Raw genomic sequence first — 16740 nt, 5'->3', positions numbered from 1 at the left:
CGAAACCATGCTTAAAAAAGACTTAATAAAATCGGACCTACCTACTGAACAATTGGCTGTATTAGAAGCGTTGCCAATGCCTGCTGCGTTATTTTCTGCGACAGCTGAGCTGATATGCGCCAATCAAATATTTAAACATCGATTTCAGTCAGACTTACAAGAGATCGTATTAAATCACGTGTCTGTGATGCAGCAAAAGACCAAAGCCACAAGTTCTGAGTTTGATTTACGCTGTTTAGAGAACGATAGCATTGAACCCTTTATGTATAGTGAAAATGAACGGCATTATTGGTTCACGCTCAAACCAAAGTTTCAACAAAGTGGGGATTTGGAACATGTACTGTTGTGCTGTGCGGACATTACAAATTTAAAGCAAGTCGAATTATCACTGTTGAAACATAACCAACAACTCGAACAACAAGTTTATTTTGATTATCTGACAGGGATAAAAAATCGACGAGGTTTTGATTTAGATCTTTCTCAGTGGCAAAAAAGCTTCGCGGTTGAACAAGCCAATGAAATTTGTTTGATGATGCTCGACTTAGACAATTTTAAGCAAATCAATGATATCTACGGTCATGCGTTTGGCGATGAAGTTTTAAGAAAAAGTGCGCAGCTTTTAAGGATGCAAATTAGTCAACATGCAGATGCACAAATATATCGCATGGGTGGGGAAGAGTTTGCAATGATTTTGCCACGCACGGCTATATCGACTGCATGTTCGATTGCACAACAATGTTGTGAGCAAATCTATGCTTCTTCGATGAATTATGCGGATAAGGCTCTACAACTGTCTATCTCATGCGGAGTGGCTTTGTGGGGTGGTACGGAGTCATTTTTTGAAACATTGGCACGTGCCGATCAGGCTTTATATCAAGCCAAGAAAGGCTCGAAAAATTGTACCTGTTTTAATGATGGACAAAATGTGGCGCTATTTGAGGAAACGACATTTAAAAAACCATCAAATTGTGAGAAAAACACATAGATTTAGGCCGTAACATAGAGAAAGATCTGAGAAAGCAGTATGATGCAACAGGTCAAAATTGACAGAAAACATTGGCAATCAATTTGCTAATGAACGAAGCAGTTAAATATTTAAAGTATTTGAGGTGAATGTGTCTTCTTTAACAGACGTTTCCACACATGCCCTGACAGAAGCGCAGCAGCGTATTCAGCAGGATTTACTGACAGCGCTTGATGCATTTTCAATTCCAGAACCCTTAAAAGGGGCGGTGTATCATGCTGTGATGTTGGGTGGAAAACGTGTTCGACCGGCACTTTGTTATGCAACAGCAGCGTTAAAACCCAATACAAATTTTGCAGCCGTACGCCGTGCTGCAGTGGCGATCGAATTTATTCATTGCTATTCATTGGCACACGATGATTTGCCGTGTATGGACAACGATTTACTCCGTCGTGGTCAACCAACCTGTCATGTGGCTTTTGGTGAAGATACGGCTTTACTTGCTGGCGATATTTTACAATCGATGGCTTTTGAAGTTTTAGGCAGCCGTCTCTTTGATCAAGGCCCAGCCGTTGAAGCGCCGATCATCTTAAAGCAAATGCAAATTTTAGCGACTGCAACTTCCAAAATGGTCAATGGCCAAGTTCTAGACTTACAAGCGGAAGGCAAGCATGTCAGTCAGGATGAACTGGAAAATATTCATCGAAATAAAACTGGTGCTTTAATTTCTGCTGCAATCATGATGGCTGCAGTGACAATATTTAATGGCACAGATCAAGCCATTCCTAAACTCCGTGAATTTGGTCTCGCGATTGGTTTAGCGTTCCAAGTTCAAGATGATATTTTAGATATTATTGCTGACACTGAAGCATTGGGTAAAACAGCGGGTAAAGATCAACAAGTGGATAAATCCACATATCCTGCGTTAATGGGTCTCGAGCAAGCGCAAGCTTATGCAGAAGAATTACATGCACAAGCACTTCAAGCTTTGGATTATTTTGCAGAAGATGCGGCAGAATTACACAAGATCACGCAGTTTTTATTAAAACGTCAAAGTTAATATGACGTAGTAAAGACATTAGCCCACACATTTAACATGTTGTGGGCTTTTTTTATATCAAGTACATTTGGAACAGAAGTCAAGAAACCTCTAAGTAATATCTAAATGGATGACATGATAAAAAACAAAAAAGGACGCTAGGCGTCCTTTTTTGCAGATATTAAAATTTAGAACTTAAATTTAAGTGCTATTGGTCTTAAATACTTTCTTTATAGATACGATCTGCTTCTTCAAATTTTTCAGTGACTTCAGCAGATGGTGCTTTGCCCATTAAGCTCACAATGATGATTGCAATGAGTGAGCAGATGAAGCCCGGTATAATTTCATAAACGCCTGTATCGCCCCAGAGGTTTTTCCATAGAATAACCATAACAGCACCAACCACCATACCTGCTAAAGCACCATTGAGTGTCATGCGTTTCCAGAACAATGACATGATAATCAGTGGGCCAAATGCAGCACCAAAGCCTGCCCATGCATATGCGACGAGACCAAGGACTTTAGAGTCAGGATTAGCCGCCATATAGATCGCTAGCAACGCAATCATTAACACCATGATACGGCCGACCCAAACCAATTCTTTTTGTGAAGCATTTTTGCGTAAGAATGATTTATAAAAGTCTTCAGTTAATGTACTTGAGCAGACTAAAAGCTGACAGCTGAGGGTACTCATGATCGCAGCTAAAATCGCAGCCAATACGATACCTGCCACCCATGGGTTAAATAGAATTTTAGTCAATTCCATAAAGACCGTTTCAGGGTTTGCTGTAACGACACTTGACAGTTCTGGATGCTGTTGGAAATAAGCAATACCGAAGAAGCCTGCTGCAACTGCGCCACCGAGGCAGAGCGTCATCCATGTCATACCAATACGGCGTGCATTGGGAATCGATTTAACAGAATCAGCTGCCATGAAGCGGACTAAGATATGCGGTTGACCAAAATAGCCTAAGCCCCATGCCAATAAAGACATGATTGCGACAAAACTTAAGTCAGCAAATACATTCATCGCTTGAGGGCGTGCCGCTTCTAGTGCCAGAGTGAACTGGCTTAAATCAGAGAATGACAACATGACCACGATAGGGGTAAGTAGCAAGGCAAAAATCATAAAGCCCGCTTGAATGGTATCGGTCCAACTGACAGCAAGGAAGCCACCAATAAACACATAGCTCACCGTTGCAATGGCACTGATCCAAAGCGCAGTGCTATACGACATACCAAACATACTTTCAAATAATCGAGCGCCTGCAACCATGCCTGAAGCACAGTAAATTGCGAAGAAAATCAAAATAATCACAGCAGACACGATACGTAAGATTTTCTTTTGATCGTTAAAACGATTTGAGAAATAGTCAGGTAGGGTCAAGGCATTATTTTGAACTTCGGTATGTACACGGAGACGACCTGCAACAAGTAACCAGTTGAGCCAAGCACCGATGATCAGACCAATTGCAATCCACATTTCAGATAAACCTGAAAGGTAAATCGCACCCGGAAGACCCATGAGCAACCAACCACTCATATCCGATGCACCTGCAGAAAGGGCAGTGACAAAGCTCCCTAATCGGCGGCCACCTAAAATGTAGTCAGAAAAGTTACTGGTCGCACGGTATGCAAGTAAACCGATCACGACCATGGCGACAATATAAAAGAGAAAGGTAATTAGGGTGGGATTCAGGGAGCTCATACGGTATCCGCTTTGGCGTTGGACAATTGCGTTTAATTAGGGGACTCAATGGGATTTGCCTAAGCCAAGTAGGTGAAATCGAACGATAAGTCCTAAAACGTCAAAAAAATAACGTGAAATTTAAACATAAATTCACAAACTTTGCCTTCTTTTTTGTTTTGGGCATAAAAATGGGCCGTATGTCACGACCCATTTTAATTAATGTGAAGATTTAGTTATTACGGCCCATCACACCACGAATCGTATTCAGTACATCTGCAGGTAATACCACAGTTTTGGCATTATTAGATTTAGCCATATCTTGCATGGCTTTGACGTATTGTTCACCCAGTAAGTACGCAACTGGAATTTCTTTATCGCCGACGGCTGAACTCACCATTTCAATTGCACGTTGAGAAGACTCTGCCAGTACCACTTGAGCTTCTGCATCACGACGAGAGGCTTCCAAACGACCATCTGCTTCTAAAATAGCCGCTTGTTTTTCACCGTCTGCCTTGGTGACTGTTGCACGACGTTGACGTTCAGCGGCCGCTTGCTCTTCCATCGCAGCTTGCATGGTATGAGAAGGTTTAATATCTTGAATTTCTACAGTTTTAAGCGTAATACCCCAGTCAGAGATATCATCAGAAATAGCAGCTTTAAGTTTAGCCTTAATATGATCACGCGATGATAGTGCATCATCGAGGTCCATTTCACCAACAATAGACCGCAAAGAGGTTTGAACTAAGTTTTGAATCGCCCATGTGTAGTTTTCAATACCATAAACTGCTTTTTCAGGCGTGGTTAAGTTGATATAAGCCACAGCATTCATCAGCAGTACCGCATTGTCACGTGTGATCACTTCCTGAGAGGGAATATCTAACACGATATCTTTGGTTGTGACTTTATAAGCCACTTCATCGACATACGGAATCACAAAGTTCAGCCCCGGATTGAGCGTTGTATGGTATTTACCTAAACGCTGAACAATCCATTTATAACCTTGGGGAACAATACGGACACCTTTAAAAATGGTGACGGCTACAAAAACTAAGAGCGCTAAAAAAACAATAGAAACACCAGACATGTCATTTCTCACTTATTTATGGATTGTCAGTGGGGTGGTTGCTGCTGTGCAGTTGGACGACTAAATCATTGCCTAAAATATCGGTCACGCGAACACGGTCGCCGACTTGAAGTGCATCTTGGGTACGGCAATGCCATTCGTCTGAACCTAAAACAGGCATCGGGAAGCGAACTTTAACGCTGCCATGATTGAGCTGGGTTTGAATCACCATACCCACTTGGCCAATCGTCGCTTCACGGGACAGACCTGCTTTGGTTTTATCAATGGATAAAGGTTTAATAAATTTGAACCACAAAAATGTGCAGAGCACAGCAAAAATAATCCAAACCACAATTTGGACATTAAAGTCCATGGATGGAAAGATCCAATATAAGATCCCAACCAAAATTGCAGAAACGCCAAACCATAGCGCAGCAAAAGACGGCAAAATCAGTTCAAAAAGCATCAAAACGACGCCCAATACAAACCAGTGCCAAGGTTCTAAAATAAATTCCATACATCTACTCTTATATAAGGGTGAATTGATATAGATGAACCAGTATCTATATCAATGTAGCAGATGTATAACTCAATGAATATAAAAAAAATCGTTGAATTATATTTTCGCTTTTGGTGCTGGTTTAAAGGCCGCAGGGGACTGTTTAAAGTTATCGATCGCCTTAATAATGCTATTCACTTTGAGCTGTGCGGCTTTTTCACCTTCTAAAATCGTCGCATTGCTCGACTTCAAATCGAGTGTGCCGATATGTCCCACTTTAGGTTGAATCACGAAATTGGCATTTTTTAGTTCTTCATTAATACTTTGTTGTCCCATGATGTTAATGGTTTGATCGAGTAAACCAAACATGCTTACGGCTTTGCTACCATCAGGACGCGCAGAGATATCAACTGCAATCACGATATCTGCACCCATATCACGTGCGGTTTTCACTGGAATTGGGCTGACTAAGCCACCATCGACATATTTCACCCCTGCAATGGTTGCAGGTACAAATACATTCGGAATGCTGCACGATGCACGTACCGCTTGGCCGGCATTACCACGGTTAAATTCAGTTTTACTGCCATTATCCAAACGGGTGGCTACAGCAGCAAAGCGCTTTGGAAACTGTTCAATTGATTTATTGCCGACGTTTTTATTAACAAAGTCTTGCAGTTTTTGCCCTTGAATAATGCCTTGGCTATTTAAGGTTAAATCACGAATATCGGACTCTTTAAAGTTCAAGGCCAATTGCTGCATTTGATATGGTGTTTTACCGCTGGCGTACAAGCTACCGACAAAACTACCTGCACTGGTCCCAGTCACAATTTTAGGTTTAATACCATGTGATTCGAGTACTTTAAGCACGCCAATATGAGAAAAACCTTTGGCACCGCCGCCACCGAGCGCAATCGCGATCACCGGTTCACGTGCTTTGGCAGGTGTAGGTGTCGTGGTTGCAGGCGTTTTGGTTGCAGAATCACAGCCAGTGAGTGCCAATACAAAGAGGCTAGGAATCAGGTAATGCAAAAGTTTCATGGGTGAAATCTGATGGTTAAATATACAAAGTGCACATCACATCAAAAAAATAGCCATTTGACTAGGGCTTTTTCCAGTGCTTTTGTAACGGCAAGGCCAACCATTCGGGATTTTTCGGGGAAAATTTGCCATCATAAATCTTCAAAATTTTTCCGATATCAGTTTCAAAATCTCCACTCGGTTCAAAAACACCCAAGCAATGAATGGTTTTCTTTACATAATCAAAGCTAAACATCACGATAGGAATCTGTGCTTCATAGGCAATATAGTAAAAACCACTGCGGATTTTATCGGCTTTTTTTCGTGTTCCCTCAGGTGCCATTCCAATCCAAATTTGATCTGTCGCTTGGACAATTTCAGTAATTTCACGCGTCAGTCCATGTGGATTTTCACGTTGCACAGGGATCACGCCGACCCAATCCAAAAGTGGTTTTAAGGGGGTATCAAAAAGGGTGTTTTTACCAAAAATGGTTATTTTTATCCCGATTCCAAGCAAGGCAAGAAAACCATGCCATGCATCTATATTAGAAGTATGCGGAGAAATGATCGCTACAGCTTTGGCAAGGTTGGGAAATTCGCCGTCAAATTTCCATCCTTGTGCCAAAAAAAGTGTTTTAAATATTGCGCGGCTCAGGGGGGAGCCGCGTGATGGAACTTGATCGGGCAAAACTGGAAATAATTGAGTCTTTTGATTCATTGCATATTCTTATATAGGTGAAATCCATTTTTGATGTGATGCACATTTAAAAGTATGGCATCAGCATTGACCTTATCTTAGGTTGATGATTTTTTTAGATCATTGGCAAAATAGCCGTATTTTGACTACTCTAAATGTAACTTCAGCGCATTCAACATTTAGGAACTTATGATCCAGCTTCGTCAGCTCTATCTTTTACTGTTTTCCTTATATTGGGCGCAAGGGTTACCTGTCGGTTTTATGACGCATGCTTTACCAGTGATTTTAAGAGCGCAAGGTGTATCTTTGGCACATATTGGTGGCTTTGGATTACTCATGCTGCCATGGTCGATCAAAGTTTTTTGGGCACCGTGGATTGATCGACATGGTTCAAGGTCCAAAGGGCACTATCGGAGTTGGATTATTCCAATGCAGTTGTTGTCCGTGGTGGTCTTGGTCTTCCTGTCCTTTTTGCCGATCCAAAGTTTGAATGAACCAATGTATTTGCTGCTGTTTTTTGTGGCTTTACTCAGTATGAATTTGGTTGGTGCGACTCAAGATGTCGCAACCGATGGCTTGGCTGTCAATATTTTAAAAACTGACCAACAGCACTGGGGCAATACTTTTCAGGTGATTGGTTCACGACTCGGCTTTATTGTCGGTGGTGGTGCTGTGCTTTGGGCCTTGGATTGGTGGGATTGGCAAGCCACCTTTCTATTTTTAGCGGCATTGGTGTTCATCAATACCATCCCTATTTTTCTGTATCGAGAACCTTTAAAGCCACAGCTCAACATAAAATCTAGTCCAGAGAATGATAACAACCATAAGCATACTTCAGGCTTGTTCTACGCTATACGCCAGTATTTGACTTATTTTACCCAAACCAAAACCCTCACACTGTGGCTCATGATCTTATTGAGTTTTAAGCTTGCAGATGGTCTAGCAGGTCCTTTACTCAAGCCGCTGATGGTGGATTTAGGATTGAGTTTTAGTCAAATTGGTCTGTATGTCACCATGCTAGGTGCAGTGGCTGCTTTAATTGGGGCAGGGCTTGCTGGTCTTAGCTTGAAGTATATTTCTCGGGCGCAAGCCTTGGTTTTCTATTCGGTATTGAAAATATTCAGTTTATTGGCCTATGTATGGCTGGCTTTGCAGTTCGAGGCAAAACGGCCCGTCCATGAGTGGCTGATCTATGGGATCAATGCTGCCGAAGACATGATTTCAGCCATGCTGCTCGTGATCATGCTAACTTTGGTGATGCAATATAGTCGTAAAGCATTTGCAGCAACGGACTTTACATTTCAGGTTGCCATTATGGCGACGGTGAGTGGGGGGCTGTATAGCATCAGTGGCATAGTGGCCGATCAGTTGGGTTATAGCACTTATTTATTTTGGATCACAGGTTTGGCTGCATTGAGCTTAGTCCCGATTCTATTTTGGGGAAGGCATCAAAAAATGACCAAAATCACTTCTAAATCATGATTTTGGTTGTTTTTTATCAGCTAAAGCACTAAAAGAGCAATGCAAATATTATTTTAATAATTTTGTAATATGTTTCCCGTGTGTAATATCTGTTACAAAATAATTTAAGGAAAATTTTTTGATGAAAACTAAGTTAGCAGCGGCTATCGCATTGAGCCTTTTGGCTGGCTCAACCTTTGCAGCACCAACCTTCTACGGTGAAATTGATGCGTCTGTTGATTATTTACCTGAAGATAATAAAACGGGTGTTTCAGACAAAGATGTCGTTGAAATCAGTTCAAACAGTTCTTTCTTGGGTTTAAAGGGCGATGAAAAACTGACTGACCGTTTAAGCGCAGTTTATGCAATTGAATGGGCATTTAACTCAGACGGCGAAGGCGATGACTGGTCTAAGCGTAACCGCTTCGTTGGTTTGAAAGATGCGAAACTTGGTACATTGAAAGTCGGTGCACACGATACACCATTAAAACAATTGTCTAGTCCGGTTGATACATTCAACAACTACGTGGGTAACCGTGCTGATGTTACAGGCATCATGACGGGTGAAAATCGTGTAGATAACGTTGTTGTTTATGAATCACCAGCATTTAAAATTGCTGAAGGTGCAATTAAAGTTAATGCATTGCTTGCTACAGGTGAATCTTCAGGAATTAAGAGCGACAATGGTGTAGTAAAAACCGCGGGTCGTGGTCTTGGTGATGCTTGGTCGGCTTCTGTTGTTTATGACAGCCCCGTTGTTGTTGCAGGTTTAGCCTATGACAAAGCCATTCCATCAAATTTTGGTGGCATAGGGATCCTAAATGCTCAAATTCCTGAAGTTACAGGTACGAAAGTTTTTGCGGCAGCCAATACCGTTCGTGCGATCGGTCGTGTAAATCTTGAAGGTGGTTTAGCACTGAAAGCTTTATATCAAACGTCTGAAGTTGAAGAATCATCATATTCTAGCGAAGAGGATGCGATTAAGAATTCATCAAAAGCAGCAAATATTGATGATGCTCAAGGTTGGTTAGTCGGCGCAGAATACAATTTACCATCTGCAAAAGCTTGGACAGTAAAAGCACAATATAGTCAAAATACTACGACCTATAAAGTGGGTGATGATTACGAAGCTCAGCAACTCATTGCAGGTGCAGATTATGCATTTAGCAAACAAGTGAAAGCTTATGGTTATGCAGGTTACTTAGCACTTGAACAAGGTTCGAATGAAAGCGAACAACCTGTTCTAGGTACTGGTCTAGAATTTAAATTCTAAGACCTTGATTTAAGTTGTTCAAAAGGCGATGTTTTACATCGCCTTTTTTGATTTTTCTTGCTTGGTTTTGATCAGTTTTAAGTGATTTTTAAGTTTGAATTTTTAGATTAGGGCATCAAAGATCAATAATTGATGCCAATATGCTTCAGGTCATAGCTAAATTACAGCAAAAAATTCCAAGACTTAGTTTAAGTCAATTTAACCTCGTGCTTGCCTTATGGCTTGGGGTGGTTTTGAACCTCGCGTTTTATCAGCAAATCCAGCAGCTCACACCTTATACGGGATTGAAGGCCGGACTATTTTTAGCGGCAACAGTACTGGTGGTAGTGGCACTTTATAATGTGCTGATGCAACTACTGCAATGGCGATGGAATTCAAAACTTTTGGCGATTGTTTTGCTGATCATTGGTGGCTTGAGTGCTTATTTCGTCAATAGTTTAGGCGTGACCATTACATCTGACCAAGTGCAGAACATGATGCAAACAGATGTAAAGGAAGTGCAGGATTTAATCTCGCCACAATTTTTTATCTGGGTCTTTGGACTGGTTATTTTGCCAGTGCTATTGATCTGGCTTTTGCCACTGCATAAAGAAGCCCTAAGCACGGTGGTAGCCAAAAAGGGTCTACATATAGTGCTATCGCTCATCCTTTTGGGTGCTTTGCTGTTTGTTTATTTTGTCGATTATGCTGCGATCTTTCGTGAGCATCGTGACTTAAAAGGCATGCTCTCACCACAAAACACTATCGCTTCGACATTTTCCTATTATCACAAAAAAGCACCGAAACAGAATTTGCCATTGCTGAACTATGGTGAAGATGCACATATGGTTGAAAACGTAAGCGCCAAAAGCTTACCAAAATTGATGGTCTTAGTAGTCGGTGAAACTGCGCGCGCGGAAAGTTTTTCACTCAATGGCTATGCTAAAAATACCAATCCTGAACTCAGTCAGCAAAATATTATCAATTTTAGTCAAGTCAGTTCATGTGGCACGGCAACCGCTGTGTCTGTTCCTTGTATGTTCTCGGGTATGCCGAGAACCGAATATGACGAACAGCTTGCAAGTCATCGTGAAGGTTTACTCGATATTGCACAGCGTGCAGGCTATAAGGTGACGTGGCTAGATAATAATTCAGGCTGTAAGGGAACATGTACACGTGTTGAAAAATATGAATTTCCTGACGCGCTGAAGAAAAAGTGGTGTGATGCCGATGGCGAATGTCATGATGAAATCTTAGTGGATGGTTTGAAAGCATATTTGGCTTTGATCCCCAAAGCAGATCCAACTCCCCGTTTAGTTGTGTTACACCAAATGGGCAGTCATGGCCCTGCTTATTTCAAACGAAGTACCGCAGCGTTTCAAAAATTTAAGCCAACCTGTAATAGCAATGCCATACAGGGATGTAGCTCGACAGAGTTAATAAATAGTTATGACAACAGTATTATCTATACCGACCATGTGCTGAGTGAATTGATTAACACCTTAAAAGTGACTAACAACTATCAAACAGGACTGTGGTATTTGTCCGATCATGGTGAGTCGACCGGTGAGCATGGTTTGTATTTACACGGTTCTCCATACGCAATTGCACCGTCACAGCAAACTCATGTGCCGATGTTGATGTGGTTTTCACCGGCTTGGCAAAAAAATAATTCAGCGCAATATACTTGTTTAATGGCACAAAAAAGCCAAAAATTAAGTCAGGATAATCTATTTCCATCGCTATTGAGTTTGCTTGATGTGCAGACTCAAGTGATTGATGAAAAAAACAATATGTTGCAACAATGTACTTCAGTACAGCGCAGGACTTAAGCCATGCACAAAATACTTATTATTGAAGATGATTTCATGATTGCCGAATCGACCAAAACTTTGTTGAACTATCAACAGTTTGAAGTCGAGTGGGTGAATAATGGCATCGATGGCTTAAAGCTCATTATGCAAGGGGGAATTGATATCGTCTTGCTGGATCTGGGTTTGCCGATGATGGATGGTATGAAAGTCCTGAAACAAATTCGTCAAATGCAGCCCAAATTGCCGGTATTAATCATCTCGGCACGTGATCAATTACAAAATCGTGTAGATGGCTTAAACCATGGGGCAGATGACTATCTGATTAAGCCTTATGAGTTTGATGAATTACTTGCACGGATTCATGCGCTCCTTCGACGCACAGGGCAGAGTTCACTCGAAGCACCACAGAAAATTTTAAAACATGGTGAATTGATTTTAGATATTGAGCAGCATCTTGCACGCTATAAGGGTCAATATGTCGATTTATCTAACCGTGAATGGGCCATATTGATTCCATTGGTGACGCATCCGAATAAGATTTTTTCGAAAGCCAATTTAGAAGATAAGCTTTATGATTTTGATAGTGATATCAGTAGTAATACCATAGAAGTGTATGTGCATCATCTCAGAACAAAATTAGACAAAGATTTTATTCGCACCATTCGTGGTTTAGGTTATCGACTCGGTTAAGGCAAAGGAATTATCAACCATGCAGCAGCCTTATTCTCTGAAAAAGAGACTAATTATTTATGTGTCTGTTTTCAGTATGCTTTTGGGCTGTCTTTTGGTGTTTTCAGCTTATCGAATTGCACTTGAAGAAATTAATGAAATTTTAGATGCACAAATGCAAAATTTGGCGGAACGTGTTGCAGAGCATGATCCGCAGCCCATTCGCAGCGAATTTGATCAACATAAGCGTTATCACGAAGAAGATTTATTTGTCGATGTATGGACTTATCAATCCAATGCGCATCAAACCCATCAATTAAAATTATTGGTCGCGCCTCAGCCCAAAGCCGGTTTTTATAACCACAGAACCCAACAGGATGAGTGGCATACCTATATTTTGCCACTCGCAGATCGGCAAATTCAGGTCAGTCAGCAAGAATCGGTTCGACAGCATCTTGCTGCTGAATTGGCTAGTAGTATGTTTATTCCCTATTTGGTTTTCATACCTTTTGCATTAATCGCTTTGGGATGGTTGATTCAACGCAGCTTAAACCCACTGGAAAAATTTAAAAAAGAATTGGCAAAACGGGATGCCTTTGAACTTTCTCCAATCTCTCAAACGCCGTATCCAGAGGAAATTGCGCCGACCATTATTGAAATGAACCAGTTGTTTGAACGGATTTCATTGTCACAGCAGGAACAGCGCCAGTTTATTGCTGACGCAGCGCATGAGTTACGGACCCCGATTACCGCACTGAATTTGCAAATGCAGATTTTGCTACAAAAATTTCCACAAGATGACGCTCTACAAAATTTGAGTAAAGGTTTAATTCGTATTCAGCATTTGGTGAGTCAATTATTGAGTTTGGCAAAACAAGACGCCTCGGTCTTTGAACTTGAGCGCAAACAACATTTTGATCTTAAGCAAGTCGCAACCAATTGCGTGGAGCAACTGGTGCATTTGGCCATGCAAAAAGATATTGACCTTGGCATGGAGCAACAACAAAGCATTGCCTTATATAGTCTTGAGCCAACGGTACATTCAATCATTTTTAATTTGATTGATAACGCCATCAAATATACGCCTGCACAGGGCATGATTAATGTCTCCGTCTTTGAACATGCGGGGCAGGCGGTTGTACAGGTTGAAGATAGTGGGCCTGGCATCGACCCAGCTTTATATGAGCAAATTCGAAAACGCTTTTATCGAATTTATAATCATGAAGAAATTGGAAGTGGTTTAGGGCTAGCGATCGTGGATAAAGCCGCAAAACATATCGGTGCGGATTTGGAATTTTCTAAAAGTGAAACATTGGGTGGTCTGAAAGTGAGTTTACAGATCCCATTTAGTGAATCATGAGTGACTCAATCATTTTCAGATCAAGCTCAATTCAGGGACTTAATTAGATCCATGTAAAAGGTTTGCTGTTTTGCTGCGTAGTCGATGCAGTGAAATGGCGAGAAAACAATAGATACATGACACAATTAAATGCCCAAATGATCCATACGGTCCAAAGGTTATGACTCAGAAAATGCGCACCCCGCATCATTTGCGCCCAGCCAAAAGCAAAGCCTAAAATCAGCCCAGCAGATAAAAAGAAATAGGCACGGGCAGGTCGATGTATTCGATAAACAAAATAGCCCGTGATCAGGGCAAAACCAGTCGCAGCATGACCACCGGGAAAACAGTGTCCTTGGCGTGCTGAAAAATCCCAAGAAAAGCCGTGGGCTGTAGCGACTGTCATATTCCAAGGGCAGGCATGCGCAGATTGTGATTTGAGCAACCCAATGATTGCCGTGCTGAGTAGAGCCACTACGATAAAATAACCGAATTCAAACTTGCGTGCTTTCAGATGAGGATATTTAAAACTGCATATCCATGCTGCGATATACAGGACATACACACCTATGACGATATTCTTGATATAGCGATGGTTCAGCACCGCAAGTGCCCAATCATTACGATGAGGAAAACCACCATGTAGGTCGACCCAAGGCTGAATAAAAGTTTGGTCGAGCGAACCACCGACGGGAAAAACATAAAGGAGGCCAACCAAACTGAGTGTGAGCAGCAGGGTTTGTCGCAATAAAAAGGTACGGTTCGAGAGCATAAGTCGTGTGATGTGCTGAAATTATTTTGTTTGAATGCTGCTATTTGAAACCACAAAACTTAAATCAGACTTAATCGGCTATTTGAACTGTATTGATATCGATAGTGAAGAAGGTGCATAAAGCAAAACGGGCATTGTGTTAAAGTTTTTGAAAACTCAGTAATAAAGATTTATGAGCATACGTGCAGTCCTTTTTGATTTAGATAATACTTTGACTCATCGAGATCACAGCGTTCAGGCCTATACGCAGTATTTAGCCGAGTCTTATCAGTCGACGCTGGTGGAGGTAGACCTTGTACAGATTAAACGTATTATTAATCGTATAGATAATGGGGGATATCCGAAAAAAGAACTCCTTACTCATCCGAGTATTGGGGCATCTGTCGCTTATGCTCTACAAACGGAGCTGGATTGGATACATCAACCCGATTTTGATGAGCTCACACAATTTTGGTTTCAGCACTTTGGTCAGTTCGCCGTGGCGATGCCGGGAGCATTGACCTTGCTGCAGCAACTAAAACAGCAGCAGTATAAACTGGCGGTGGTGTCGAATGGTGGACATGCCACACGCCTGAATATTTTGAATGGACTAGGTTTTGCATCGTATTTTGATCAGATCATCAGCTCGGAAAGTGCAGGCATCAGTAAGCCCAAAGTTGAAATATTTCAGTACAGTTGTCGTGAGTTGGGCGTGAAGGAAACCGAGTGTTTATTTATTGGTGATCATCCTGTCAATGATATTTATGGTGCGAGCCAAGCAGGGATGTCTGCTGTTTTATTAGAAGGCTTTCATGCTTTAAGTGTAGAACAACAGCACAGCATTCCGAATAAAATTCAGCATTTGGATCAGGTCTTAGATTTTCTAAAATAAGGTGATTTAGACTCAAGCTTTAAGCGAAGTTCAGGGTAAAAAAAGCGGCATAAATGCCGCTTTAGATTGTGTTGTTTAGAACATGTTTTCTTCAGAGTTTGCCGAAATACGGTGAATACTTAAGTCTGCACCACGGAATTCTTCTTCTTGATCTAGGCGAATGCCCATCGTTACTTTGAGTAGACCATAAATGATGAATCCACCAGCCAATGCAATCACGATCGCGAGCAGCGTACCGATACATTGAGAGATCATTGAAATACCGCCTAAACCGCCCAACCATTTTTGTCCAAATACACCCACTGCAATACCACCGAAAGCACCACAAACACCGTGTAGTGGCCATACGCCAAGTACATCATCGACTTTGAGTTTGTTTTGAGTGTATGTAAATAGTTTGACAAAGATCAGACCTGCGATAGCGCCGATAATTAACGCACCGACAGGATGAACTACATCTGAGCCTGCACAGATTGCAACCAAACCTGCTAAGGGACCGTTATGTAAGAAACCGGGGTCATTTTTACCCATGAAGTTTGCCGCCAATGTGCCACCGACCATTGCCATGAGAGAGTTAATTGCAACCAGTCCTGAAATGGCATCCAAACGTTGCGCACTCATCACGTTAAAGCCAAACCAGCCAACGATTAAAATCCAAGAACCTAAGGCAAGGAATGGAATACTTGAAGGGGGGTGAGCGCTGATACGACCGTCTTTTTTATAGCGTCCATGACGTGCGCCAAGTAAAAGTATTGCAGCTAAAGCGATCCAACCGCCCATCGCATGTACCACGACCGAACCTGCAAAATCATGAAATGCTGCGCCAAATGTGCGTTCTAACCATGCTTGTAGCCCAAAATTACCATTCCATGCCATGCCTTCAAAGAATGGATAGACCAAAGCGACCAATAATAATGTGGCAATCGCTTGAGTCCGCATTTTTGCACGTTCAGCAATACCACCTGAAATAATCACTGGAATGGCTGCGGCAAAAGTCAGCAGGAAGAAACAACGCATTAAGTTGTAGCCATGATCGGCTGCTAAAGTGTCCCCAATATGAAAAAAGTGCTGACCATAAGAGATGTAATAACCCACAAAAAAGTATGCAATTGCGGAAATAGAAAAGTCAGTCAAAATTTTACTCAGCGCATTGACCTGATTTTTATGTCGTACTGTACCTAATTCTAAAAATGCAAAGCCAGCATGCATGGCAAGAACCAAGACTGCACCAAGAAGGAGAAAGAGGAGATCTATATTTTGCATAAGGTGTTCCAGTTTAGTGCGCTAGTTCACGAAAATAAGTTCAGTATATCGAGCGGAATAATTTCGAAATGAGGAGTGAGAGAGGGAAATTTTGATTAAAAAAACTAAAAGATGTAGAAGACTCGATATAAAGCAAAGACTTGCATGAGTATGACAATAATGCACTAAAATAGTGCAATGGTGATTTTCAATGAGAAAATTAAATGAATGATTATTAAGTGAAAAACTATGTTTTTTGAATCTGTTTAAAAAATGAAAAACAAATAGCGCCATTTCTGAGTTAATTCAGGGCAATTCATTATTTTGTATTTTTATCAAATGGAGCGT

General features: G+C 41.4%; 15 protein-coding genes. 8 read left to right on the top strand and 7 right to left on the bottom strand.

Translation table 11 applies throughout. The features are described 5' to 3' along the window. Window positions 1–7 precede the first annotated feature (7 nt). Both AVJ20_RS13580 and AVJ20_RS13575 read left to right on the top strand, forming a co-directional pair. Window positions 8–985 carry a GGDEF domain-containing protein gene (locus tag AVJ20_RS13580; RefSeq protein ID WP_162689770.1) on the top strand — a complete coding sequence of 326 codons (978 nt, stop codon included), beginning with the start codon at window positions 8–10 and terminating at the stop codon, window positions 983–985. A gap of 130 nt (window positions 986–1115) precedes the next feature. Next, complete coding sequence (locus AVJ20_RS13575; RefSeq protein WP_078193048.1) at window positions 1116–2024, top strand: polyprenyl synthetase family protein; 909 nt, start codon at window positions 1116–1118, stop codon at window positions 2022–2024. A gap of 196 nt (window positions 2025–2220) precedes the next feature. On the opposite strand, the gene putP is transcribed toward AVJ20_RS13575, so the two are convergent. From putP to AVJ20_RS13550, 5 genes are all read right to left on the bottom strand, one after another. Continuing rightward, complete coding sequence (gene putP, locus AVJ20_RS13570; protein ID WP_111885594.1) at window positions 2221–3711, bottom strand: sodium/proline symporter PutP; 1491 nt, start codon at window positions 3709–3711, stop codon at window positions 2221–2223. A gap of 211 nt (window positions 3712–3922) precedes the next feature. Further along, on the bottom strand, window positions 3923–4777 hold the full coding sequence (locus AVJ20_RS13565; protein ID WP_078189969.1) for an SPFH domain-containing protein: 855 nt from the start codon (window positions 4775–4777) through the stop codon (window positions 3923–3925). Between the two features lie 16 nt (window positions 4778–4793). Continuing rightward, window positions 4794–5273, bottom strand: a complete 480-nt coding sequence (locus AVJ20_RS13560; RefSeq protein ID WP_111885593.1) for an NfeD family protein — start codon at window positions 5271–5273, stop codon at window positions 4794–4796. Between the two features lie 99 nt (window positions 5274–5372). Next, window positions 5373–6296, bottom strand: coding sequence for a patatin-like phospholipase family protein (locus AVJ20_RS13555; RefSeq protein ID WP_111885592.1), 924 nt, complete (start codon window positions 6294–6296; stop codon window positions 5373–5375). Window positions 6297–6357: 61 nt separating this feature from the next. Beyond that, a complete protein-coding gene (locus tag AVJ20_RS13550) occupies window positions 6358–6993 on the bottom strand; it encodes a 1-acyl-sn-glycerol-3-phosphate acyltransferase (protein ID WP_111885591.1) in 636 nt (211 codons plus the stop codon). A 168-nt stretch (window positions 6994–7161) separates the two neighbouring features. Here AVJ20_RS13550 and AVJ20_RS13545 point away from each other — a divergent pair, with 168 nt between their 5' ends. The 5 genes from AVJ20_RS13545 (at window position 7162) to AVJ20_RS13525 (ending at window position 13528) form a co-directional block, all read left to right on the top strand. Then, window positions 7162–8454 carry an MFS transporter gene (locus tag AVJ20_RS13545; protein WP_111885590.1) on the top strand — a complete coding sequence of 431 codons (1293 nt, stop codon included), beginning with the start codon at window positions 7162–7164 and terminating at the stop codon, window positions 8452–8454. A gap of 121 nt (window positions 8455–8575) precedes the next feature. Next, window positions 8576–9706 (top strand): porin, encoded by a 1131-nt coding sequence (locus AVJ20_RS13540; protein ID WP_111885589.1) that lies wholly within the window; start codon window positions 8576–8578, stop codon window positions 9704–9706. Window positions 9707–9846: 140 nt separating this feature from the next. After that, window positions 9847–11517 (top strand): phosphoethanolamine transferase, encoded by a 1671-nt coding sequence (locus AVJ20_RS13535; RefSeq protein WP_111885588.1) that lies wholly within the window; start codon window positions 9847–9849, stop codon window positions 11515–11517. A 3-nt stretch (window positions 11518–11520) separates the two neighbouring features. After that, on the top strand, window positions 11521–12189 hold the full coding sequence (locus AVJ20_RS13530) for a response regulator transcription factor (RefSeq protein ID WP_111885587.1): 669 nt from the start codon (window positions 11521–11523) through the stop codon (window positions 12187–12189). A 19-nt stretch (window positions 12190–12208) separates the two neighbouring features. Then, window positions 12209–13528, top strand: a complete 1320-nt coding sequence (locus AVJ20_RS13525) for an ATP-binding protein (protein ID WP_111885586.1) — start codon at window positions 12209–12211, stop codon at window positions 13526–13528. 43 nt (window positions 13529–13571) lie between these two features. Here the strand turns inward: AVJ20_RS13525 and AVJ20_RS13520 are convergent, their stop codons facing one another. Beyond that, window positions 13572–14279, bottom strand: a complete 708-nt coding sequence (locus AVJ20_RS13520; protein ID WP_111885585.1) for a phosphatase PAP2 family protein — start codon at window positions 14277–14279, stop codon at window positions 13572–13574. Between the two features lie 172 nt (window positions 14280–14451). On the opposite strand from AVJ20_RS13520, the gene AVJ20_RS13515 reads away from it, so the two are divergent. Beyond that, window positions 14452–15150 carry an HAD family hydrolase gene (locus tag AVJ20_RS13515; RefSeq protein WP_111885584.1) on the top strand — a complete coding sequence of 233 codons (699 nt, stop codon included), beginning with the start codon at window positions 14452–14454 and terminating at the stop codon, window positions 15148–15150. A gap of 75 nt (window positions 15151–15225) precedes the next feature. Here AVJ20_RS13515 and AVJ20_RS13510 read toward each other — a convergent pair whose 3' ends face one another. Further along, complete coding sequence (locus AVJ20_RS13510) at window positions 15226–16413, bottom strand: ammonium transporter (protein WP_111885583.1); 1188 nt, start codon at window positions 16411–16413, stop codon at window positions 15226–15228. Between the last annotated feature and the right edge of the window lie 327 nt (window positions 16414–16740).

The sequence above is a fragment of the Acinetobacter sp. CFCC 11171 genome (genome assembly GCF_003268405.1).
Classification (GTDB): domain Bacteria; phylum Pseudomonadota; class Gammaproteobacteria; order Pseudomonadales; family Moraxellaceae; genus Acinetobacter; species Acinetobacter amyesii.
The sequence above is the reverse complement of the archived record's forward strand: the minus strand, read 5'-3'. Positions and strand labels throughout refer to the sequence as shown.